20 protein-coding genes are annotated in these 22,558 nt (G+C 43.3%); 6 read left to right on the plus strand and 14 right to left on the minus strand.

The window, feature by feature from the left end:
- Positions 1-34: 34 nt before the first annotated feature.
- Positions 35-1,933 (plus strand): penicillin-binding protein 2, encoded by a 1,899-nt coding sequence (gene mrdA, locus AB6E30_RS11950; RefSeq protein ID WP_102478747.1) that lies wholly within the window; start codon positions 35-37, stop codon positions 1,931-1,933.
- A 145-nt stretch (positions 1,934-2,078) separates the two neighbouring features.
- Here the strand turns inward: mrdA and AB6E30_RS11955 are convergent, their stop codons facing one another.
- Positions 2,079-2,699 carry a DNA-J related domain-containing protein gene (locus tag AB6E30_RS11955; protein ID WP_029235437.1) on the minus strand — a complete coding sequence of 207 codons (621 nt, stop codon included), beginning with the start codon at positions 2,697-2,699 and terminating at the stop codon, positions 2,079-2,081.
- Between the two features lie 575 nt (positions 2,700-3,274).
- Positions 3,275-4,114, minus strand: a complete 840-nt coding sequence (locus AB6E30_RS11960; protein ID WP_136974601.1) for an isopenicillin N synthase family oxygenase — start codon at positions 4,112-4,114, stop codon at positions 3,275-3,277.
- Between the two features lie 201 nt (positions 4,115-4,315).
- Between AB6E30_RS11960 and AB6E30_RS11965 the strand changes: the two genes are divergently transcribed.
- Complete coding sequence (locus tag AB6E30_RS11965) at positions 4,316-4,924, plus strand: DUF2238 domain-containing protein (protein ID WP_065584967.1); 609 nt, start codon at positions 4,316-4,318, stop codon at positions 4,922-4,924.
- Positions 4,925-5,031: 107 nt separating this feature from the next.
- Here the strand turns inward: AB6E30_RS11965 and AB6E30_RS11970 are convergent, their stop codons facing one another.
- From AB6E30_RS11970 to AB6E30_RS11990, 5 genes are all read right to left on the minus strand, one after another.
- Entirely contained in the window at positions 5,032-5,283 is a 252-nt protein-coding gene (locus AB6E30_RS11970; protein WP_065584968.1) for a hypothetical protein, read from the minus strand.
- A gap of 21 nt (positions 5,284-5,304) precedes the next feature.
- Positions 5,305-6,210, minus strand: coding sequence for a DMT family transporter (locus tag AB6E30_RS11975; protein WP_017064603.1), 906 nt, complete (start codon positions 6,208-6,210; stop codon positions 5,305-5,307).
- A 48-nt stretch (positions 6,211-6,258) separates the two neighbouring features.
- A complete protein-coding gene (locus tag AB6E30_RS11980) occupies positions 6,259-7,950 on the minus strand; it encodes an SgrR family transcriptional regulator (RefSeq protein ID WP_017069657.1) in 1,692 nt (563 codons plus the stop codon).
- A 153-nt stretch (positions 7,951-8,103) separates the two neighbouring features.
- The gene (locus AB6E30_RS11985) at positions 8,104-8,337 is read right to left on the minus strand and encodes a DUF3389 domain-containing protein (RefSeq protein WP_017064605.1); all 234 of its coding nucleotides are present in this window, start codon (positions 8,335-8,337) and stop codon (positions 8,104-8,106) included.
- Between the two features lie 95 nt (positions 8,338-8,432).
- Positions 8,433-8,858 (minus strand): hotdog fold thioesterase, encoded by a 426-nt coding sequence (locus AB6E30_RS11990; RefSeq protein ID WP_017060067.1) that lies wholly within the window; start codon positions 8,856-8,858, stop codon positions 8,433-8,435.
- Between the two features lie 139 nt (positions 8,859-8,997).
- Between AB6E30_RS11990 and AB6E30_RS11995 the strand changes: the two genes are divergently transcribed.
- Complete coding sequence (locus AB6E30_RS11995) at positions 8,998-9,786, plus strand: M48 family metallopeptidase (protein WP_372103722.1); 789 nt, start codon at positions 8,998-9,000, stop codon at positions 9,784-9,786.
- 137 nt (positions 9,787-9,923) lie between these two features.
- Here AB6E30_RS11995 and AB6E30_RS12000 read toward each other — a convergent pair whose 3' ends face one another.
- Positions 9,924-11,006, minus strand: a complete 1,083-nt coding sequence (locus AB6E30_RS12000) for a site-2 protease family protein (RefSeq protein ID WP_017060065.1) — start codon at positions 11,004-11,006, stop codon at positions 9,924-9,926.
- A 358-nt stretch (positions 11,007-11,364) separates the two neighbouring features.
- Between AB6E30_RS12000 and AB6E30_RS12005 the strand changes: the two genes are divergently transcribed.
- The 3 genes from AB6E30_RS12005 to AB6E30_RS12015 all read left to right on the plus strand — a co-directional run bounded on the left by AB6E30_RS12005 (position 11,365) and on the right by AB6E30_RS12015 (position 15,863).
- On the plus strand, positions 11,365-12,624 hold the full coding sequence (locus AB6E30_RS12005) for an outer membrane protein transport protein (RefSeq protein ID WP_372103725.1): 1,260 nt from the start codon (positions 11,365-11,367) through the stop codon (positions 12,622-12,624).
- Positions 12,625-12,637: 13 nt separating this feature from the next.
- The gene (locus AB6E30_RS12010; RefSeq protein ID WP_372103728.1) at positions 12,638-15,082 is read left to right on the plus strand and encodes a VolA/Pla-1 family phospholipase; all 2,445 of its coding nucleotides are present in this window, start codon (positions 12,638-12,640) and stop codon (positions 15,080-15,082) included.
- A 223-nt stretch (positions 15,083-15,305) separates the two neighbouring features.
- Positions 15,306-15,863: a PhnA domain-containing protein gene (locus tag AB6E30_RS12015; RefSeq protein ID WP_017060062.1), complete on the plus strand. Its 558-nt coding sequence runs from the start codon at positions 15,306-15,308 to the stop codon at positions 15,861-15,863.
- 83 nt (positions 15,864-15,946) lie between these two features.
- Here AB6E30_RS12015 and AB6E30_RS12020 read toward each other — a convergent pair whose 3' ends face one another.
- From AB6E30_RS12020 to AB6E30_RS12045, 6 genes are all read right to left on the minus strand, one after another.
- Positions 15,947-17,098, minus strand: a complete 1,152-nt coding sequence (locus AB6E30_RS12020) for a BamA/TamA family outer membrane protein (RefSeq protein WP_017069662.1) — start codon at positions 17,096-17,098, stop codon at positions 15,947-15,949.
- A gap of 261 nt (positions 17,099-17,359) precedes the next feature.
- Positions 17,360-18,265, minus strand: a complete 906-nt coding sequence (locus AB6E30_RS12025) for a LysR family transcriptional regulator (RefSeq protein ID WP_102394484.1) — start codon at positions 18,263-18,265, stop codon at positions 17,360-17,362.
- 158 nt (positions 18,266-18,423) lie between these two features.
- Entirely contained in the window at positions 18,424-18,849 is a 426-nt protein-coding gene (locus AB6E30_RS12030; RefSeq protein WP_102394485.1) for a hypothetical protein, read from the minus strand.
- 17 nt (positions 18,850-18,866) lie between these two features.
- Positions 18,867-20,039 (minus strand): patatin-like phospholipase family protein, encoded by a 1,173-nt coding sequence (locus tag AB6E30_RS12035; RefSeq protein ID WP_017060058.1) that lies wholly within the window; start codon positions 20,037-20,039, stop codon positions 18,867-18,869.
- Between the two features lie 213 nt (positions 20,040-20,252).
- Complete coding sequence (pdxY, locus tag AB6E30_RS12040; protein WP_017060057.1) at positions 20,253-21,110, minus strand: pyridoxal kinase PdxY; 858 nt, start codon at positions 21,108-21,110, stop codon at positions 20,253-20,255.
- Between the two features lie 206 nt (positions 21,111-21,316).
- A partial coding sequence (locus AB6E30_RS12045; RefSeq protein ID WP_372103731.1) for a bifunctional aspartate transaminase/aspartate 4-decarboxylase occupies positions 21,317-22,558 on the minus strand: 1,242 nt, incomplete at its 5' end.

The following is a 22,558-nucleotide window of genomic DNA, read 5'->3' on the forward strand; positions in this document are numbered from 1 at the left end:
GTGTAACCAAATGTAACAGACCCTTGAGGCTTCAATGAATCATAAACGCGTTAAGATGCGTGACCATAAAATCGAAGTGAACCTATTCAAAAACCGCGTAATCGTCGCGTTTTGTGGGATCTTGATGTTCACTCTTGTCTTAGTCGGCAATCTATACCGACTTCAAGTTGAAAATTTTAAAAGCTATCAAACTCGTGCCGATGGCAACAGAATCAAAGTATTACCTATCGCCCCTACTCGTGGACTTATTTACGACCGTAACGGCGTGTTGCTTGCAGAGAACAAGCTTGTCTTTGATCTAACCATGATTCCTGAGCAAACCGATGATGTCGATGCAATGCTCACCAAGCTAGACAAATATGTCCCCCGTGATGCAGAGCAGATCGCTCGTTTCAAAAAACGCTATCACAACACCCGCCGTTTTAAATCTGTGACTATTCTAGAGAACTTAACGGAGGAAGAGATCGCCAAGTTCTCCGTGCACCAGTACCAGTTCCCCGGCTTATCTATCGATACCAGCTTAAAGCGTTTTTACCCGAATGGTGAGGTGCTTACCCATGTTCTTGGTTACGTGGCGCACATCAATGATAGCGATCTCAGAAAGCTTGAAGAACAAGGGATAGAAGCGAATTATCAAGCTACAACAATCATAGGAAAACTGGGTGTTGAACGTTATTACGAAGATATTCTGCACGGCACCAAAGGTTATCAAGAAGTCGAAGTAAACAGCCGTGGGCGAATAGTCCGAACCATTGAGTACGTGCCGCCAGTAGCTGGTAAAGATATCGTGTTAAATATTGACCTTGAGCTGCAAAAATACGTCTTTGAGCAACTTGATCACCGAACTGGAAGCGCGGTTATTCTCGATCCGAAAGACAACAGCGTGTTGGCGATGGCATCAAGCCCGAGTTACGACCCTAACCTATTTGTCGACGGCATTTCGAGTAAGAACTACCAACGTTTATTGAATGATCCGGCTCACCCGTTGGTTAACCGCACCACTCTAGGCGTTTATCCTCCTGCCTCAACCGTTAAACCATTTATGGCTGTGGCAGGACTGCAAGAACATGTCATCTCTGAAGATACCATCCGTAACGACCATGGCGTTTGGAGAATTCCTGGCTCTAAACGAAACTCTAAATCGTGGCGTGACTGGAAACGTTGGGGTCACGGACCTGTCGATGTCACTCAAGCCATTGAAGAGTCGGTAGATTCATTCTTCTATCAAACCGCTTTCGATTTGGGTATTGACCGAATTTCAAGTTGGATGAACCGATTTGGATTTGGTGAACCGACAGGCATTGATATCTATGAAGAAAGTACCGCCAACATGCCGACTCGAGAATGGAAGATGATGCGTTATCGCACCCCTTGGTATCAGGGTGACACAGTTCCGATTGGTATTGGCCAAGGTTATTGGACATCGACACCTATGCAACTTGCTAAAGCAACGTCAGTATTGGTTAATCATGGTAAGGTGATGCCACCTCATATCTTAAGAGCCACCTTAGATCATGGTGAAGATTTCAGTACACAACAACTTGTCGAACCGGAGCCAATGCCCTCAATCACCGAAGTGCCGGATAGAATTTGGGATGTACCAATCAACGCGATGCGACTCGTGAACCACGGAAGTAGAGGCAGCGGCAGACGTGCATTTAAGGGAACTGACTATACGAGCGGCGGAAAATCAGGAACTGCACAAGTCTTTGATCTTGCGAAAGATCAGGTCTACAACTCGAAGAAACTCGCTAGGCATTTACTTGACCACGCGCTTTACACGGCTTTCGCACCGTATGAACACCCTGAATATGTCGCAACTGTGGTCATTGAACACGGTAACGGCGGTTCAAAAGTCGGTGCGCCTTATATCCGTAAAGTACTCGACTATGCCTTTGAACATAAAAGTGGCGAGAGCAAAGATCACTCCTAACACCAATAACTTAAGTCGCTACAGCACATAACGTAGTTACCCAAAACATAACGTAATAACGACAAAGCCCCACTTGTGTCACTCACAATGTGGGGCTTTCTGTTTTAGGGTTCTAAGCAATTAGACAGCTAAAAATGCCTGTCGATTATGAGCTTCTTAATACATGCCATGCTTCACAGAGCGTCTGAAATTTTGCGGTGTTGCCTTCGTCTCTGTCCGGATGCCATCTCAATGCCAGTTGTCGCCAACGTTTTCTAATTTCATGGTGTGTCGCGTCTAAAGGTAACTCAAACAGGTTCAATGCTCGACTTCGATCCATATCGAGTTCATCACCACCCACATACTTTCTATACCGAGTCCAAAATTCGTTCAACAGCCTTTTGACTTCACCTTCATCCGCTTCATAGTTAACCCAATTAATGTAGTATTCTCGAAGTGGGTCTTGATGATCGATGCTGTGACTGCTTCCGTGATAACGACCATTCATCAATTCGATGTCCATCGCTTGGACTTGGAGCCAACCATCTGGGTGTAAGGTTTCTTGAAGCTGATAAAGCGCATTCATGATAAGGAAGTTCTTTTTAAACAACTCTTTCTCAGGCACAGCATCCAACACTGGCACAAACCCAAGATCGTTCAGATGAGCTGCCAATGTGTGTACTTTCCATCCGCTTGGCTTTTGCTTAAGCACTTCCATTATCGGCCAAAGCAATGGGTTTTCCATATGGCAATGAAAGTTTGCTCTCACATCTTGATAATTCGACATAGTTGACTCAGTTAGCTTCTCTGAATTAATGGATTTCTAGAACTGTGGATACTATAAGTAACCTGTTTCGCATCCGTTGCGTATCTTCTTTAATTGAAAGCGATTTTCTAAGATTTGTCGAGCTTAAGGACAAACAACTTTCTAACGTTTGGCTTAAAGGCACCTTTTATCGTCAAAACTGAGTACCATTTCGTTGAATACAACCATTAGGGCGTGTTGACCTTTCGCGGTTAAATTTTGTTCGAGATAAAAGCGTTTTAATCGCGGCGAGGGAGAAGTAGCCTAGTCATTCTAAGCAAATCTCCCTCAACAAAGAGTAAAACGCTTTTAGCCGAACCCTTCGGGCAGCGTTTGCTGGTCATTTCTACTACGTTATCGGCTTCTCATGTAGGCTAGCTACACATCGATGCCTCTGCCTTGTATAAATACCCAGCAACTCGCTGCAAAAATCAGCTCGAAAGATCAACACGCCCTAGTAATAAAGCCGCAATTCTTTGGTACGGATACAAAAAAGGTCAGCGACTTAGCTGACCTTTCACATCTATCCCAATTTTAGGGACGAAGCATTGAACTGACTAGATAACGCCAAGCTCTCTTAGACGTTCCATTAGGTATTCGTTTGCTGTGTACTTTTCAGATAGCACTACTTCTGGTTTCGGGTGAAGGAATAGAGGCAAAGAGATACGAGACTTCTCTTGGCGTTCACCTGATGGGTTGATTACACGGTGAGTTGTCGATGGGAAGTAACCACCAGATGCTTCTTGAAGCATGTCACCGATGTTGATGATCATGTTACCGAAGTCACATGGAACATCTAGCCACTCGTCATTTTGAGCTTTAACTTGAAGGCCCGGCTCGCTTGCAGCAGGAAGAACCGTCAGTAAGTTGATGTCTTCGTGTGCCGCAGCGCGGATTGCACCTGGCTCTTCATCACCTTGCATTGGTGGGTAGTGAAGAACACGAAGCAGAGTCTGTTCACTGCCGTTGATCATTTCTGATAACGCTATAGAGAATTTATCTTGTACTTCTTTAGGAGCATGAGCTTCAACCCAACCTAGCAGCTCTTGAGCAAAAGCATTCGCACGTTGGTAGTAATCTAGAATCTGTTCTTTCAGCTGTTCAGGGATTTGGCCCCAAGGGTATACGTGAAAGTACTCTTTGATGTCTTTTACAGTGTGGCCTTTAGCAACTTCAGACACTGAAGGTGGAAAATATCCATCTTGTGTTTCAACATTAAAGTGGAAGTTCTCTTTCTCTTCAGAGATGAAGAATTGGTACCAGTTTTCGTAAATTGACTCAACAAGCTCTTTCGGGATTGGGTGGTTCTTAAGAACACCAAAACCAGTTTCACGTAGAGAGCGAACAAATTGTTCTGCTGCGTCGTCAGCAAGGTAATCGACAGTTTCCAGTTTCATGACTTTCTTTCTTGTTATGTAGTAATAGAGCGATTTTAAGGATCGCTTTGTTGTAAATCAAACTTTTGTGAAACTCTAGCAACCGTTTGTCTAGATACTGGGCGATAACACCACTTTTCAACAAATCTGGTGATTAAGACCCAATTGAACACTGTTCATTATTGTGTGACACTATTAAAAACTTCGACGAGAGATCTTGATATGACAATCACGCCACTTGCTCAAAATCGACCATTGCTGTCATTGACGACGCTGTATCTGACTGTGTTTCTATTTTCAGCGTTCGCTCCCTCTTCAAGAGCGGTGTGGATTGCCGAAATTGTCCCAGCGCTCGCGATATTGGTGGGTATTTGGTGGTTATCAACAAAGCTCACCTTCACTAAGACAGCTTACGTTTTGATGTTTATCTGGCTGATTTTGCATACGATAGGCGCAAAATATACCTTCGCGGAAGTGCCATTTGATTGGTTCAATAACATGATAGGTTCAGAACGGAATAACTTTGACCGTGTCGCGCATTTCTCTATTGGCCTTTATGCTTACCCACTCGCTGAGTACTTGATTCGTAAAAAACTGGCTCAACCGGTGCTGGCATGTTTCTTTGCGCTATTTGCGATTATGAGTGTTGCTGCAGGTTATGAAATTATCGAGTGGTGGTACGCGGAGATCGCAGGTGGTGATGAAGGTATCGCATTCCTTGGTTCACAAGGCGATATTTGGGATGCACAGAAAGATATGCTGTGTGACACCACGGGCGCAATTGTCTCGCTATTACTTCTTAAGCTTCAATGGCGTGTCAGAGCTTACTGAGCTCAATTCTTTACTCTGAGTATCAAAAGCAATGTTGAAATGCCACACACAAACTGCGCTGTGGCATTTTTAGTTTCAGCATTGTTTGCTCGTTTTAATGTGACAGGTTATTTCATCGTTACCTTGCCACCAACAAACTTGTAGGCTGGCGTACCTCGAACCAAAGTGTCTCGCGCAAATTCAATCCCGCATTCAGGGCACACACATGGTTTTTTCGTGAAATCTTCAACGATACGCTCCTTAAAACATTTCACGAGTGCACCTTTGCCACCTTTCCGATACTTAAAAAGCTGCGTTTTACATTTGGCACAGAAAATCTGAACCGTCTTGGTCGGTTGTTTCTTGTTTGGTTTAGCCATAGAAGTTAATGATTGAACTCTTTATTTCTTAAGTTTAGGGGCGACAAGAACCAAGCTTATCCCTAGAAGTATAACGGTTGATGAGACTATAAATTGCATGGTGACAGGTTCAGATAAAAGTAATACACCACCAAGTGTCGCGATAACTGGAACAGAAAGCTGTGCAATAGACGCCACCACGGTATTCAGCTTTTTCACCACGTAATACCACAAACTATAACCCACACCAGAAGCCACAGAGCCCGATATAACCGCGTAAATCAAACCTTGTTCAGTGATAGACACTTGCGTTAACGCATTAGGAATCAAAACTAACAAGCTTAATGCCAAAAGGATAACTAGCGAACTGAATCCAAAGTTAGCGGTGGTCGATTGCAGTGCGTTTGACGATGTCTTTCCTGCCAATGTGTAAATGCCCCACCCAACTCCGGCCAGAGACATCAAGATAATAGAAACTAAATCAGGTGCCTGTGTCGATTCCGTTGGCATTAATAAATAAACAAGCCCTGCTACCGATAACAAACATCCGCCCCATTCAATCAATGACATTCTGTTGCCAGAAAACAAGTGCGCGGCAATCATCGTAAATTGCACCGCGACAAACAACACCAGAGCACCAAGACCTGCGCCAAGCTCTAAGTAAGCAAACGAAAAACCAAACATATACACGAGCAGTGACAATATTGATGTGAGTTGAAACTGTGATTTGAGCTTTGTGTATAGCGATGTGTTACTTGCTAACTCACTTTTAGCTTTAGATTGGGAAGATAAAGCTAATAAAATCAAAAGTGTAAGCGCACCAGATAAGATGCGAACGATCGAAAAGCTCAAAGGATCAATCGTTTGATCCATTAAGGCCCAGCGACACAGAACTGAATTAGCAGCAAATGCCACCAGCGTAATAAATGTAACCATCAGAGTTTGCATCGTTTTTCCTAAATGAGTTGTTTGGTCCTAATTGAGTTTTCTTGGATTTCAATCAACGTCAGGCTTCACCCAAACTTGGCTAAAGTCGAACCAACCTAATGCATTACATTTCGCGTTTTGCAACGTACCACATTGATCTTTATTAACGCCTAACCAGCAATGGAACATTGGAATCAATTGATTGCTTTGGACAAGTTGTTTACCGAGTTGTCTTGCTGGGAATTGCTCGAATTCACCAGAACGCCAACGGTCAATCATGTGACACCATTGGTCGAAGTCTTCTGCCGGGCTAGATTCATCAAGAAAACTGTAGTCCATTAGCCAACCGGCTAAAGCGTCGTCTCTGTTATTAGCGATACCCATAGGGTTAATCCAAACATCAACATCATCGGCGTGCGGAGGATCGGTTTCGTAACCGTAAAGATCAACATCGACGTTGTATTGCTTCAGCACCGTGACAATCGCCTTTGCAAGCGTTGGGAACATTGGGTGTTGGCATTGATACGCTAATCTTATGGTAGGCTTCGAATCTGCTGGTGGACAAACGGGCACTTTTAACTTTATGTCATACCAACCGGGTTTTATCCCATAAGCGTGTAACACGCCCAAATCGATAACAGTCTCTTTTGGAATATGAACAAACAGATCCGCCGCATTCAACGCGTTAGATAAAAACTGTGCCCATGCGGGATCTTGTGCAATACCCTTCTTTCTATTGAGCAGTAAATACGTGCAACCAGGATCGAGTTCTACTTCATCGCTATCGCCACGGTCGGCCATAACAGGCTTAGATAGGCTTGGGTAAACCATTGAAGAATAAGCCTCATCCACCACCCAAACTTCAACGCGATCAATTAACGGTCTGAAACCAAAGTACCCATTGAAAGCGGTTAACACGAGTTGTTTCTCGTCGTTCTTTTCAATGCGATAAGGTCCCGTTCCAATCGGTCGAATATCGTAGTCTTCACCACGTAAAGTGATCGGTAATGTGACTTTAGCGACCGATTCCGTTAGTGCGAGGGGAAAATACTTGTCTGGACGTGTGAGAAAAACATCTACTACACAATTTGCAGGTGAAGAGACATCTTTGATATGCGAAAACATGTTGAGAGGTTCGAGTGCAAGCAGTGTATCCACAACATGATTGGTTAACAGAGGTTCCCCGTTATGGAAACGAACACCGGGTCTCAAGAAGAATCGCCATTGGTAATCGCTGATTTTTTGCCATGAATGAGCAAGATCGGGTTGAAGTTGGTCATTCTCATCTAGACGAGTCAACCCACTGAATACCTGACAAGCGATATGTTGCTCTGAACGACGCATCGATTTGGTTGGGTTAAGCATTGAAAGCGGCCGGTAATAAGGCAAACGAATAACTTGTTCGCCTTCTTGATACTGTACGCCCAAGTAGTTTTGAATAACTTGCGTGAGTTTGGCAGCATTGTGATCAAGCACTGACAGCGCCTGTCCAATTTTTCCTTCCTGCAAGTAGCGTCTTGCTAAGTTCTCGCTGACATCACAACGATTCTGTTTAAAGATAAGTTGAGATAACTTTCCTCGACCTGCTGCAGGTAACCATTCTACCCACCCTTCTTCTTCAAGCTTGTTGAGTACCATTCGGGCATTACGACGGGTACAACAAAGCACATCCGTGATGTCGTCGAGTTGAACATCAGAATCTTTACCATCGAAGTATTCAAACAGGGTTTCAAATTGAACGCGAAGTCTTGGGCTGCTCATAAAGAGGAAAACTTATTCAAAGGACATTGAATTCAGTTTCCCTATTTTATGGCGTAAAATCAATATTACTGACACAATTTTATTGTGAATTATGAGTACGACATCCTAAGATGTTATTCAATCTTAAGGGTTATGTGCCTTTACCGTAAAGGATTACATTACATCGCAGCCAATTTCATTAGCGATTTCACGGAGCTGCTGTTCATCGTCTAATTTTATCGACCATTTACACTCAGAACCGTTAGCTGAAATAACATTTGCCCCTTTTCCGATCAATTGAATTGCATCAACTTGGGCTTGCAGCGTGACTCTATGCTCCCCATCTAAACGAACAACCAATTCATGTGCGGTTGCGATGACTTTTCCACTTTTAAACGTTATGACCATGGGCTTCTCGGGTTACTTCTTTAAATACTGATTGCTTGTTCTAAGTACTGATTACTTCTTCTAAAGACAAAACCAGCGTACGACTGCCTAGTCTGTTATCGCTTATGTTTCTTAACGGCAATGGTTAAACGGCTGGTACAAACTAAGCGTTGACGATCATCAGTGATATTGATCTGCCATACTTGAGTAGAGACGCCCAAGTGAATAGGCTCAGCAGTACCAATGACATGCCCTTCACGCATTGACCTTACGTGGTTCGCATTGATATCGAGCCCAACGCAATAATAGCCTTCTGGTACGCAGAAGTTTGCAGCCAATGAGCCAAGCGTTTCTGCTAGCACAACCGATGCGCCGCCATGAAGCATACCCAGTGGTTGGTGCGTAAAGTGACAAACCGGCATGGTTGCTACCAAAGAATTGTCATTTACTTCGGTGTAAACAATGTTGAGGTGTTCAATTAAGGTATTTTTTGAGGTCGCGTTGAAGGTATCTAGGTCAACGGGCTTTTTCCAAATACTCATATAGGTTCCTTAATTATTGATCTTGTTATCGCGTGCATAGCTTTTTTCTATATTACCGCTGTTAGTTATCTTACAGCCCTTAGCTATTACGCAAGTTGATGTTAACATGCATAAAAACCGAATACACAGAGGATATTGTATGACGTCATGGATGAAGTTTGCCTCGCTTCTCACACTTGCAGGCCTAACCGCGTGTAGCGCTTCTCCGACAGGCAGAAACCAATTGCTGCTTTTTTCAGATAAAGACATGTCTCAGCTTGGAGCACAGTCTTTTGAACAAATGAAAAAAGAACAACCCATCAGCAAAGATGCCAAAACTAACGCTTATGTACAGTGCGTAGCGAACAGCATCACTCAATATATTCCTAAACAAGGTTTTAGTGAATGGGAAATTGTTGTGTTTGATAGTGACCAAGTGAATGCATTCGCCCTGCCTGGCGGAAAAATCGGTGTATACACGGGCTTACTCAAGGTCGCAGTCAATCAAGACCAACTCGCGACGGTTATCGGTCACGAAGTGGCACACGTTCTTGCAGACCACAGTAATGAGCGCCTGTCTCAGTCTCAAATCGCTAATACTGGCTTGTCTATTACTAATGTCGCGTTAGGTGCATCAGAGTACAAACAATATCAAGGTATGACGATGGCCGCGTTAGGGTTAGGCGTTCAATATGGCGTTATTCTACCGTATGGGCGAACTCAAGAGTCTGAAGCCGATGTTGTTGGTTTAGAGTATATGGCTCAAGCAGGGTTCGATCCAAACCAAAGTGTTAATTTGTGGCAAAACATGGCCAAAGCATCAGGGGGCAATCAACCGCCAGAATTGCTTTCTACGCACCCTTCCCACAGTACGCGTATTAAAGATCTACAAGCAACGATAAAAACGCTTCCTCAATCAGGTTCACCAAGACCAAATTGCAAAGCGTAATCTAAGTAAGAATCACCTAGCTGGTGTAAATACAAAAATGCCCTATCCATATTGGTTAGGGCATTTTTAGTTTCTTGCTTGCTAACAGTTCAAGTGCACTAAGTAGCTGGATAATTCCAACAACAGAAATTCACAGGTTAAGTACCAAGAATTTGTAATGGTAGGCTTAATAGCTGATCACCAGTAGATGCAAAATACCAGATGACACCAATCAAACTGCTCACTAAACCTACATACCAAACGAACGACACGACTTGCCCGTATTTGTCTAACGGTAACAAGTGACTGTGATGACGTCCTTTCCATTCAAACAGTATTTCAACACTGCCCATGATCAATAAGAAACCAAACAGGGTTAAATTCAACTGATAACTCAATACCACACCAGCAACGGCAGCCGCGACACAAAGTACAATGCCAAGCACACTGTTCATCGAGAAACTGATACTCTTAAGAACATGTCCGCCATCGAGAGGCAAAATCGGCAATAGATTGAACAGGTTTAATAGAGCATTAAATACTGCAAGGCCGGCAAAGAACATTTCGCCAGTCGCCCAATACAGCACCATAAATACTAACGACAATATCAGGCCGAACAATGGCCCCATGATTGAGATAACCACATCTTGCCAACGCGTATTAATCTTTTCATCGGATAACGCCAAGCCACCAAGAAATGGTATCAAATAGATCCCTTTGGTTTTCATGCCGAAGTATTTCATCGCTCTAATATGACCGTACTCATGGAACATTAAACAGGCGATTAAGGCCAAAGCGAACTGAATTGAAAACAACCATGAATAGGCCGCTAAACTCGCAGAAGCAAGTACGACCTTGATTAGCTTGGCGCTTTTAAGCGCTTTCATACCAAGCGACACCAACCCAATTAAGCTAAAACGCTTCTCTGGTTTAGGAGCGACAACAGGAGTTTGTTGTTCAATATCTTTGGTGTTTCGATTGCCTTCGGTAATGGTTTGCCCATTCACCGACGCTTTATACGTCATCTCAAACGGTTGCCACTGAACGGTCGATTCAACGTGACACTGCAACGTTTCTTCGCCAGCGCGTAGTGTAAATTCGTGTTTTCGGGCGTCTTCTTGGTCTGTGGTCGCATCTAATTGAGATACCAAAGTGTTATCCCAATACAACTGTTGCCACCCTGCCATTGATCCTTCTAAACGAAGCGGTTTTCCAAGAAACTCTATCGCGAGTAATTCCAAACTTAAAATTCCAATTTAATGACTTCTAACGAGTGTCGATATTATGCCGATTTAGCGAATGGTGGTAAACAGAAACAAAGTTGTTACATATTGAGCTATTGAACACTATTTATACCGCAACGATGCATAAACACTCTGGTCACACCTCCAACCACGAATAAATTATTGATTATACTTATATTATCGATGTTAAAGTGCCACCCCTTTAAAACATAACCTCACAAAATAACAACTCTTTCTTTGACTTTATATAAAACATGAATTTAACATACCATTTACATTAGAGCTTCAACACCAAAAATGCTCAGTGTGTTTTCAAACCATAATAACGAAATTCGATGCCCTAGGAGGGTCAAGGATGAAAACAATACAACGCTCTCTCGTTTCACTTTCAGTACTATTTGCATGTAACTCACTTGCGGCTGGTTTCCAAGTTGCTGAGCATTCTGCCTCAGGTCTTGGTCGTGCCTTTTCAGGTGAAGGTGCAGTAGCTGATAACGCGAGTGTACTAGCGAGAAACCCCGCCGCAATGACCCTATTTGATACAGCCCAATTTTCAGGCGCAGTTTCTATCGTTGATCCAGAAGTGGATATTACTCAAAACAATGTTCCAGGTTCTGGCGGACAAAGCCAAGTATCTAAAGACGTAGCGCCATTGCAAGTCGTCCCTGCCGCATACTACATCAGCCCTATTAACGATAAATGGGCTTGGGGCATTGGTATGTTTTCTAACTACGGCGTTGCTACCGATTACCCAGACGATATTTATGCGGGTGATCTTGCAGGTGATACTTCACTAGTGTCAGTGAACTTAAACCCCAATGTGGCGTATCGAGTTAACGCCCAGTTTAGTGTTGGTGCGGGTGCGAACCTTGTTTACGCCGAGGCTGAACTAAATCGTCATCAAGGCTCTATTTCGAACATCACTGGAGATCCTGCCTCAACAAAACTGATCAGTATGACAGGTGAAACATTTGCATTTGGTTGGAACGTGGGCGCGTTATATGAACTGAATGAAAACAACCGATTCTCTATCGCTTATCGTTCAGAGGTAGACCTCGACTTTGATGACGGTGACTTTACTGATTACACGGGCAGCATCGTGGAAGGCAGTGCTACGACAACAACAGGACGTCTAAAAATCACGTTGCCTTCGATTATTGAAATTTCAGCTTTCCACCAATTGACCGACCAATGGGCAATTCACTACGGGTGGCAACAAACTGGGTGGAGTAGCTTCAAAGAGCTTAAAGCGACAAGTTCAGATTGTGTAAGTGGCGAGTGTTTTAAAAAGACCGAAGACTACGACGACAATAACCGTTACTCACTGGGTGCAACTTATCAGTTAAACCAAGAATGGACCTTAAGAGCTGGTTTAGCTTATGACGAGCAAGCTGGTGAAGCGACGTTGAGTATTCCTGATAGCGACCGTTTCTGGTACAGCGCAGGTTTAACTTACCAGTACAGCCCTAACCTTTCCTTCGATGCTGGTTTTGCCCTTGTACAAAGTAAAGATGGTGACTTCAAAGAAACCAATGAACTAGGGCAAGAACTTGAATTCTCTGGTGATGCAGTCGCTTACCTATCTGCAATTCAAATGAACTACACCTTCAACTAAACGGAATTAAAACATGAAAAAGTTATTTAATGTTTCGCTGCTCGCTTCAGCAATGTTTCTTGCTGGTTGTGGTGATGACTCTTCGAGTTCAGGTGCGTCAACAGCGATTCAATATGAGCAATACATTCAAGATTCACTCGGACAAGCGACGAGCATCAAGTTTCAATTAACGGGTGCTGATATTGCAGTTCCTCTTCCTAGTTTCGCGTTGATGGATGCTAGCGACGGTACACTTGGCTTGCCGACTGGCGGTGATGACTCATTAACCAACCCTATCGCAGCAATGAATACAATGGATGGCTGGTCAACTTCAATGCCAATTATCATGGACTTTGAAGGTACTGGCTTAGCTGACGGTGTAGCTACTGGTGGGGTTTACCTATTAAAACTTAGCGGCTCACTCACATCTGAAACTCCACCTAGTGTCGCTGGAATATTGACTTTAGGCGTTGATTTCAACGTTCTATCCAGTGCCTCAACTGACACCTTCACAATTGTGTTCAATGATTCCTTAGATGCTTCAAGTGAATACGTGTTGGCGCTGTCAAATGAACTCACGGATATTAATGGTGATCCTGTTGGCATGTCGGCAAGTTATGCTGCACTGAAATCTAGTGCGGTAACGTACACCGAAGGTAGCCTAGCTCAAGCACAACAAGTCACTCAAGGTGTTGAAAAGATCTTTGCTGGAGCGACGGCTGCAGGTGCTATTAACCTTGATACTGAAAACATCATTTATTCGACGTGGTTTACGACTGAGTCTATAGGTGATTCCCTTTTCGCTACCAAAGCGGCAACAGCTACAGGGTTGGCTGCAGCAAACCTCAATAGCGTTTGGGCAGGTAGCGCAAACCCTAACTCTGTTGACTTGTCGACAGCTTATGCGATGCAGTTTGGAACGTCAGAACCTTTCAAAGATGCACTTAGCGGTGACACTGATTTTGATAAGTATATTGGTGGTGGCGACGCGACTAAGATTACAAAAGCAAAAGTAGCCATCGAGACGATGTATGATGCTTCAGGTGCTAACGTCAATGTTAGCCAAGGGTTCGTTCAACTTCCTCATTACTTAGAGAAAGGCAGTAATGAATGGAACTCTCAACCTTTTGAATCGGGCATGCCGAGCCTTGCCAAAGTTTCAAATGCTTTAAGCGATAGCGCAGAACAAGCCAATATGGCTGCTCAATTAGTTGCTGCTGGTATCGACACCAGTGTCTTAGCGACAAGCCAAACAGAACAACTTAAACTGGTAGGTTTGAACCTTACACTAGCTGATGGCTCTTCGCTTGATAGCGAAAGAGTTATTACGAAATACTCTCCTGTTCCTCAAGTTAAGTCATTAGAAAATGTAGAGTTCTTGTTATTTACTAAGAATGGGGCAACACCAAAAAACGTTGTTATCTATCAACATGGTATTACCTCTGCTAAAGAGAATGCTTATGCGTTTGCTTATAACTTAGTGGGCGATGATACAGCGGTTCTAGCAATAGATTTACCAATCCACGGTACACGTAGTCTAGATGATACACGCTCAGCAAATGCAAACGTCTTAGCTTATTTAAACCTAACTAACTTGCCAGTAGCGCGCGATAACGTTCGACAAAGTGCGTTAGATGTAATGGGCTTGAGAGCTTCGTTAACCGCTTCTTTGCAAGCTGGTTTACTTGCTAGTTCACCTTTGAGTGCATTTAATCTAAATACAGGTTCACAGGTTAAATTTTTAGGTCACTCTTTGGGCGGTATTGTTGGAACGACAGCTGTTGCTGCCTCTAACCGTACGTTAGGTAGTCCAACGGCTGATGCTCTGTATTCGTTTAGTTCGGCAGCTTTTGAAAACTCTGGCGGTCAAATATCTAACCTTCTACTCGGTTCTACGGAGTTTGGTCCTCAGGTTAAACACAATGTTGCGTTGAGCGCTTCAACGGAATACGCGACTTTCGCAAGTGCGACCTGTTCCAATCTATCAGACAAAATTTGCTATGAAACGTTTGAAAGCAATGCAACCACAGCACAATTAGCAGTGATGACGGCAGCATTTCAGCAATTCGCGTATGCAGCTCAAACCGTGTTAGATACCATAGACCCGTTCACTAACGCTGTCCACCTGTTAAGCTCTGGTTCACCTGTACTACCTATTTATATTGGGCAAGTTCAAGGCGATGATACAGTACCTAACTCTGTAGCAAGCGCTCCATTCGCGGGAACAACACCGTTGGCAACCAAGCTTAACCTAACTGTTGTTGATTCAAGTAGTGCGACACCTAGCAGTGCCGGAACTAACGAATTTGTGAAATTTAACAATGTTGCAGCGCACAGTACCTTTGTTATCCCACAAGACGATACAACACCATTACCTTTAGATTCCGCTCACCATGCAGAAATGCAGGCACAAGCAAAAGATTTCTTGGTAAACAACAAATTGAGTACAGTGTCCAACGCAGCCTCTGTATTGGAATAATAACGAGCTCTAAATGAAACCAAATGCCAGCCTAACCGCTGGCATTTTTGTATCTGCCGTTCGAACAATTTCCCTAGTTAACCGTTTGCATAAAACTTTAAAACACAAATGGTTGATCTCAGCTAAAATTAATCAAGACAGAATACCGTACGACCTCTTTCTTTATTGTAAATAAAGTGGATAATAGCCCCGTAATTTAATACCTAATAAATGTGAGTCCATTATGTCTTCTGAAGCTACTATGCTAGAACGCTGCCAATCTAAATGTGAACTATGTGGTTCTGATTCTTCTCTTACTGCATACGCAGTGCCGCCACACAGCCACGTAACAGTGGATCACGGCATCATGGTATGTGACAAATGTCTTGGTGAGATTGACGATCCTAAAGATATCAACCACTGGCGTTGTCTGACTGACAGCATGTGGAGCCAGGAAGCGCCAGTTCAAGTAACGGCATGGCGTCAACTTACTCGTCTGAACACAGAAAGCTGGGCTCAGGACGCGCTAGACATGATGTACCTTGAAGAAGAAACATCAGTTTGGGCACAAATCGGCATGTCTGCTGATGACAAGCCTCTTGATGTGAATGGCGTTGAACTTAAGAAAGGTGACGACGTAACAGTAATCAAAGACCTGCCAATCAAAGGTACTAACCAAGTGATTAAGCAAGGTACTGTTATTCGTGGTATCAGCGTTGGTGACGATCCTAAGCTTGTTTCTGGTAAAACAAACGGCGGTCAATCAATGTACGTAATCGCTGAGTTCTGCCGTAAGAAGTAATCTTACTGTAAGAAAGTGATAGAAAACGAAAAGGCGCTAATTAGCGCCTTTTTTCTTGGAAAAATTTAACCTATTCCGTTGTTCTAGAAACCACTGCCTACGTTAAAGTAGATAGCGCGTTCTTCATGGCTTTGCGCATAATCCATCCCAAGGTGCAAACCGTAACGTCTCGCGATTTGGTATCGAAAGCCGACACCTCCGGCATTGACGGTACTGTCGTGGCTTATGCCGTTATCTTGCTTTGCAACCCCTGAACCGTAAAACCCAGACACCTTCCAACGATGAGTGATGCTATACGTCAATTGGCCTTGAATTGTTTCAATCTCATCTCCTTGGTACCGATAAGATGACACCCCGCGTAACGACACGTACGGTTTCGCTGTGGGTGATACAAACAGGTCTTGCTGTTCGAAGCTTTGATAATTTGCAGCCAAGCCTAACGTCCATTTATTGGCAATTGGGATATAGGCTTCGCCATCTATGTTCAAATTTCGGTAATTGTAATCACTGCCAATCGCATCGTCGTACACCATGTAATCTGCAGACAATTTGTAACCTTTGGTTGGATAAAATAAATTATCTCTTGTGTCATATTCAGCCTCCAACCCTAAACCAGAAGTAACCGATTCGTTACCCAAAATTCGGTCTAAAACCATGTTATCAAATTCAATCTCAGACTTAGCTAATAACTGCTTTATTCCCAACATCCAAGGCGTATGCCCAATCCGGAACTGCACCTTTTGTGAAAGTACGGCTACCGAAGTTGACGTGCCTATTCTAAGGTCATGATCTATGGGGCCCCAGTTGATTGATGTGTACAAATCCAAATTCGCAACACCAAAGCCGCCGCCTCCTGTGTAACGAATGGAATCATTCATCCAAGATCGTCTATGGCCACCAAATACAAACCAAGTTTCGTTCTCTGTCCCTACTGCGCCCACTACTGACATTGCTGAGGGTACTAACTGCGCACCACCATCTATGGCAGAAAGAGCAGCTTGCTTTCTTTGTCGCTTTTCCTCATCCGTCTCATGTAAAAACAAACCAGCCACACCGCCGCCGTACCCCACCGCAGGCTCGGTAATCAAAATTGGGATAGGCAAAAAGCCATATGCGTTTTCCGCAAGGTGATGCCCCATATCAAATTGACCATCAACAGGATCATAAAACGATGCGAAAGAAGATGTTGTAAATAAAAAGCAGGAAAGAAGAACAATGCCGCCGCAGCGAGTCATAAAATTTGCCTCATAAAAAAGACCGGGTGACGAAACCCGGCCGAAAGTTTGCTTCCTTGCAATAAACATAGAAATTAAACACTTATTGCCAATAAAGGGGGTCCTTAATCGACGGGCATAGAATAGGCCAAATAATGGTGTTGCCCTACTCCTATATAGAGGATGTCGCCCTACAAAATTAAAGAGCTTTCGAGATGACAGAAACGCAAAAGGCTCATATAAATGAGCCTCTATTAATAAGTTACCTACATTCTTCCTTTGCTAATATTGACTCAATACTCGATCAACATGTTCTTGTATAACAGATAAAACCGATAATTTCACATCCTTCACTTGCTTAGAATGATTGCACCAAAGCGCAAAACCGAATTTGAATCCTTGGTGCATTTCAGACGACTGTATAGGTTCAATGTCGTAATGGGAAAATTCAGAATGAGCAAACGTTTTTGGTAACAGTGCCCACCCTAAACCGGCTTCAACCATTTTAATAACTAACGCCAATTGATCGACTTCTTCGTTATCGGAGCTGATGGTTACTTTTTCTGACATTCCCTCTTCAATAAACGATCTCAAGATAAACTGCTTTGAATTTCTTAACGCTAAAAGTACATCCTCTTGCGCCAAAGATGAGAACTCACCATTTTTTTGAACGAATGGGGAAAACTCAATGTGACCTAGAAAAGTCGCATCAAAGCTGTGTATACCCCGGCTGTCATGCACATTGACTAATCCAAAGTGGTACTCGCCACTTTGAAGGCCCTTCTTAATATCCTTTTTGTTTCGGATTAAAAAGTTCACTCGCATCATCGGGAAATCACGACGCAGTTTCTTTCGAATATCCAAAAGCATTTGATGAGGTATCACACCAGAATAAGCAAAGGTGATGTTTTCCAACCCGCCATAAGAGAGGCTCAATGCTACCTTATCGAAGGTACGAGCTTGTTCAATGGTTTGTTTAGCGTAATGGTAAAGAAGATGCCCGTCTTCTGTCGGCTTTACAGAGCGCCCAACCCTTTCAAATAGGCTTACCGCGAGTTGGTCTTCAAGGTTAGTAATAACCTGCCCGATTGTCGTTCTGTGTTTATTGAGTTTAACGGCGGCTTTGCTGAAAGAGAGTTGGTCATAAACGGTAACGAACGCGAGAAGTTGTTCAATGCTGAAATTCATTTTGTTGTGCTTACTTTTAATCGTTATGTATTTAAATTATCACAGGTTGGCGAAATATCTACTTTGTCAGAATAATATTAGTGAAAATAATTCTTCAATTTGAAACAAAAAAACCTACGTAAGCTAGTAGGTTTTATCGTTGATGTCAAACGAATAACTTAAATGTATTCGATAACTCGAGCTAGATAGTTAAAGTCCCCAGAATCACCGTGGTAATTACGGTAAACATCGACACTGAAATATCTAGGTTGGTCCACTTGAATATGCTCAGCAATTCGCTGCTCGATGGATTCTAGAGTTTCACCTGTTTGCGAGTAAATGTATTTCTTGGTGGTCTTTTGAAGCTGGCGTTCTTTAGCTTCTTTGTGTGTGACGTAATTGTTCACGTCAACCCACTGACCAATGTAGTCAATCTCCACGTAGTCTGAATTTTCTTCAACCATGAACAACGCCGCTTCTTGTTGAACGTCGGCCAGTTGTAGCATGTCGTTATCGACTTTTTGCTGTTCCATTGAGGTCACATTTTGTGCCATGGCAGCGCTAGACGTTGCCATGATAAGTAGCGCTAAAACTGTTTTATTCATTTTACGATATCCCTAAATTAAGGTAATTCTGTTACCCAAGGTTTGCCCTGAGTTGCTTTGTGATAACCATATTCGTATATGGTTAATAAATAGTGTTCATCAAACATGTCTTTGGTTCGTTTGGCGTAACCAAAGTCGTGCTCGATGTAAGTAAATTGCATATCAATGTTGTTGATTTCACAGATGTATTTCATTCGATATAAATCACCACGTGTTTGAGCAAGAGTCAGGCTTGATACGCTCTTTGCTACTAAATCTAGACCCTTATCTCTCAGCGAGTGGTACGGCGCTTTCAGTGCTCCATTTCGAATAACATCGAGCTGTGGTGGTTTTTCTAACCCAAGAGCATCTGAGATCTGCTGATAGTCGAAGTTAGATGGATTGAAAAATACTTGAGCGGCTAAACCACCATCGACGTGAAGTTCTTCATAACTTTTACCTTCGTACTTCACATTGATAAACTGCGGTGGGAAGACTCCAGGAATAGAAGCACTTGCTGCTAAAACCTTATATATAAGTTCAGACTTATCTGGCATGTCACTATTTGCAATTGCGCCCACATTCCAAATGACAAGCTCTCCAGAATCAAAGTGTGTGCTACCAATAAACAAACGCTTACCGTTGCGGTGTCGCGCAGCAATTTGCTCGATCATCGGTTCAGGGAACGCCTGAGCGATAAATTGATTCAAGTTTTTACCGTCAGTAAAAGCATCTTTAAACACGGTGTTTAAAAAGTTCTTTTTGCCGAGCACTGATTTGTCATTGATGTTTAACATCACCTCCTTCATCTTCGGAAATGCATCTCCGCCGATGAATACAAATGGTGCCATTAGCGCTCCTGCACTGATGCCAGTAACTATTGAGTAGTCTTTCAATTGGCCAGATTCTTCCAGCCCTATCAAAATACCGGCTCCAAAGGCTCCGTTCGCGCCGCCTCCTGACAAAGCTAAGATATTTAGTTGCTCACCTGACACTTTAATTGGCGTTGTTTGATCGATTGGAGAGTATAAGAAGTCTGGGTTCTCACTCGCCCACATACGCAATGGCTCTTTTACTGATATCGCTTCTTCTACAACCACTTCTTTGTAATTGTCTTTGTGTACGCGTACATCCAACGTGTGGGGTGAGCTACATGCCACTACAAGTAATGACAAAGCAACGGTAAAACCCGAGGAAATTAGACGGTTCATAATTAGGCTCATTTAATGTTCTCTAAAATGATTCAGAGACTCTGTTTAATCAAAAGAACAGCTATAAACAGAGAAGTTAATAAATAGGGATAAAGTGAAGTCCGTCTCTTTCTGGGAGTAATATAGCTAGGTTTAGTCTTAGCTCGTAATCTCGTTTGTAGGATGCGACCCATCGAATAGGTACACCCTCCACCACTATCGGAGTTAAACGCTCTACCCGATTTTGACCACGTTGAAATCGTGGGTAGGCTCTACAAATTCATATTGTGCATTGATTGTTTGTAGCTCCCAAGTGCCATAGCTTTTAGTTAGCTCCAACACACCATAGACCGCGTTATTTGCATGTCGGAATGCAGCTACGGGAGACATTCTCTTTATTAACCCTGCGGTAAACAGGCCAGAGATAAGGTCACCGACACCAACCGGTTGTTGAGCAAATTCAATGTTCGGTCGTTGGGCTAAATAACATGCCTTTTTCGTTGCTAAAATCATACTGAACGCGTCATCGGGTAATGAGTGAAGATGCTTCACGAGCACCATCTTTGGACCAAGCTCCAATGCTTTCTTACATGCTGTAACCGCGTCATAAAGGGAGAGGATTTTAATGCCGGTCAATTCACTTAGTTCAAATTGGTTTGGCACTATAACATCGGCAATAGGAAGCAAGTGTTTAGTAATGGCGGTTCTAACGCCATCCTCAACGATACAACCTTTATCTGGGTCACCCATTACAGGGTCACAAACATAGAGTGCACTGTGGTTCTTTTCTTTAACTAAATTAACCGACTCGGCAACCGCTTTACATTGGTCTGCGCTTCCCTGATAACCCGATAGGATCGCACCACAGTCTTTCAGTACGTTGATGTTGTCTAAGCCTCGAATCAAGTTTCGAATATCATCTGAGCCGAATGTTTGCCCGGTCCAACCTTGTTGATATTGAGTGTGATTAGAGAACTGAACAGTGTGGATTGGCCACACATCGAGTCCCATTCTTTGGATTGGAAAAACCGCAGAACTGTTTCCTGCATGCCCGTAAACCACGTGAGATTGAATAGAAATAATGCTTTTCATGCGTCGCTCTTTCAGTTTGAAATGGATTTGAATACTTGGATAAGACGACTAAATAAACACAACGGAACATCAAGATAGGAAGTTTTATCGATCTAACCACTGTGCTTATTTGGTCGGAATAGCCTCGACATCGCCGAGGCTTATTCTTAATGAGTTGGACGTCATCGGCTTTAAATCATGTATTTGATTCTAAGCCAGACTTGAACTTATGCGTCTTGAAACTCAGCGAAGTACTCATCCAATACAGTGCGTGTTTCACGGCCAATTAGCTCGTACTCGTGGTGAGTAAGGTTCGCTAGTGATACACGTACTGATGCGTGTACTGTGTCGAAACCTTTACCAGGTAGTAAGATTACGCCGGTTTCGTGAGCAAGACGGAATAGGAAGTCTTTACCTTTCTCGTTAGCTTTGAACCAGTCGACAAACTCTTGACCGTAAAGTTTGCCACCTAGCGTGTCTAGCTCTAGTAGTGTGTAGTAATCCACACGGTCTTTGTTCTCTTCGATTGCTACACCCATGTTTTTGTAAAGCGTTGTGTAGCGCTCACGGATGATGCGTTTACAAGCGGCTTTGTAGCGACCTTCTGAGTCCATTAGACAAGTTAATGCAAACATCGCCATTTGTACTTGTTGTGGTAGAGACAGACCTGCAGTATGGTTCAAGGCTACGCTGCGGCTATCAGCAACGATACGGTCGATGAATTTGATGTCACGTGGCTCTGGAGTTAGCGTTTTGTAACGGTCGTCCAATTGGCACTGTGTCGCTTCACTGAATGAGCGAAGTGTATCGTCGAACACGTTCTCATCGTGAATACCGATAGTGCCTAGACGCCAGCCTGTTGCACCGAAGTATTTAGAGAATGAGTAAACACATAGTGTGTTATACGGTAGTTTTGCGAACAGAGAAACGAACTCATCTGCGAATGTGCCGTACACGTCATCTGTGATGATGAATAGGTCTTTACGCTGCTCGTTGACGAAGTTTGCTAGGTTATCCAGTGTTTCATCAGAGAATTTAACTGATGCTGGGTTTGCTGGGTTAACAACACAAAGCAGTTTGATGTCTGTATCTGCCAGTTTTTCGATTTCAGACATTGGTAGCTGCCAAGTGGTCTCATCAAGGCGTAGCTCTACGATTTCCAGCTCATATTCTGCTAGCTCTGGGATTTCTAGGTAAGGTGTAAAGATTGGCGTGATTAGCGCAACTTTGTCACCTTTTTTCAATAGACCATTGTTGAACATGGTTGCGAACGTGTACGTCATTGACGCGGTGCCGCCTTCTGTTGCGAACAGGTCAAAGTTAGTCGTCATTGGCATTGGGCCGTACATCTCTTCTGCGATGTATTGTTTAACCACTTTCTCGATGTTCACTAGCATACGTGGTGGTACTGGGTAGTTACACGCAAGGTAAGCCAGTACTAGCTCGTTTAGGAACGCTTGTTTTTCGAT

The sequence above is a fragment of the Vibrio sp. 10N.247.311.12 genome, assembly GCF_041467515.1.
GTDB classification, from domain to species: Bacteria; Pseudomonadota; Gammaproteobacteria; order Enterobacterales; family Vibrionaceae; genus Vibrio; species Vibrio crassostreae_C.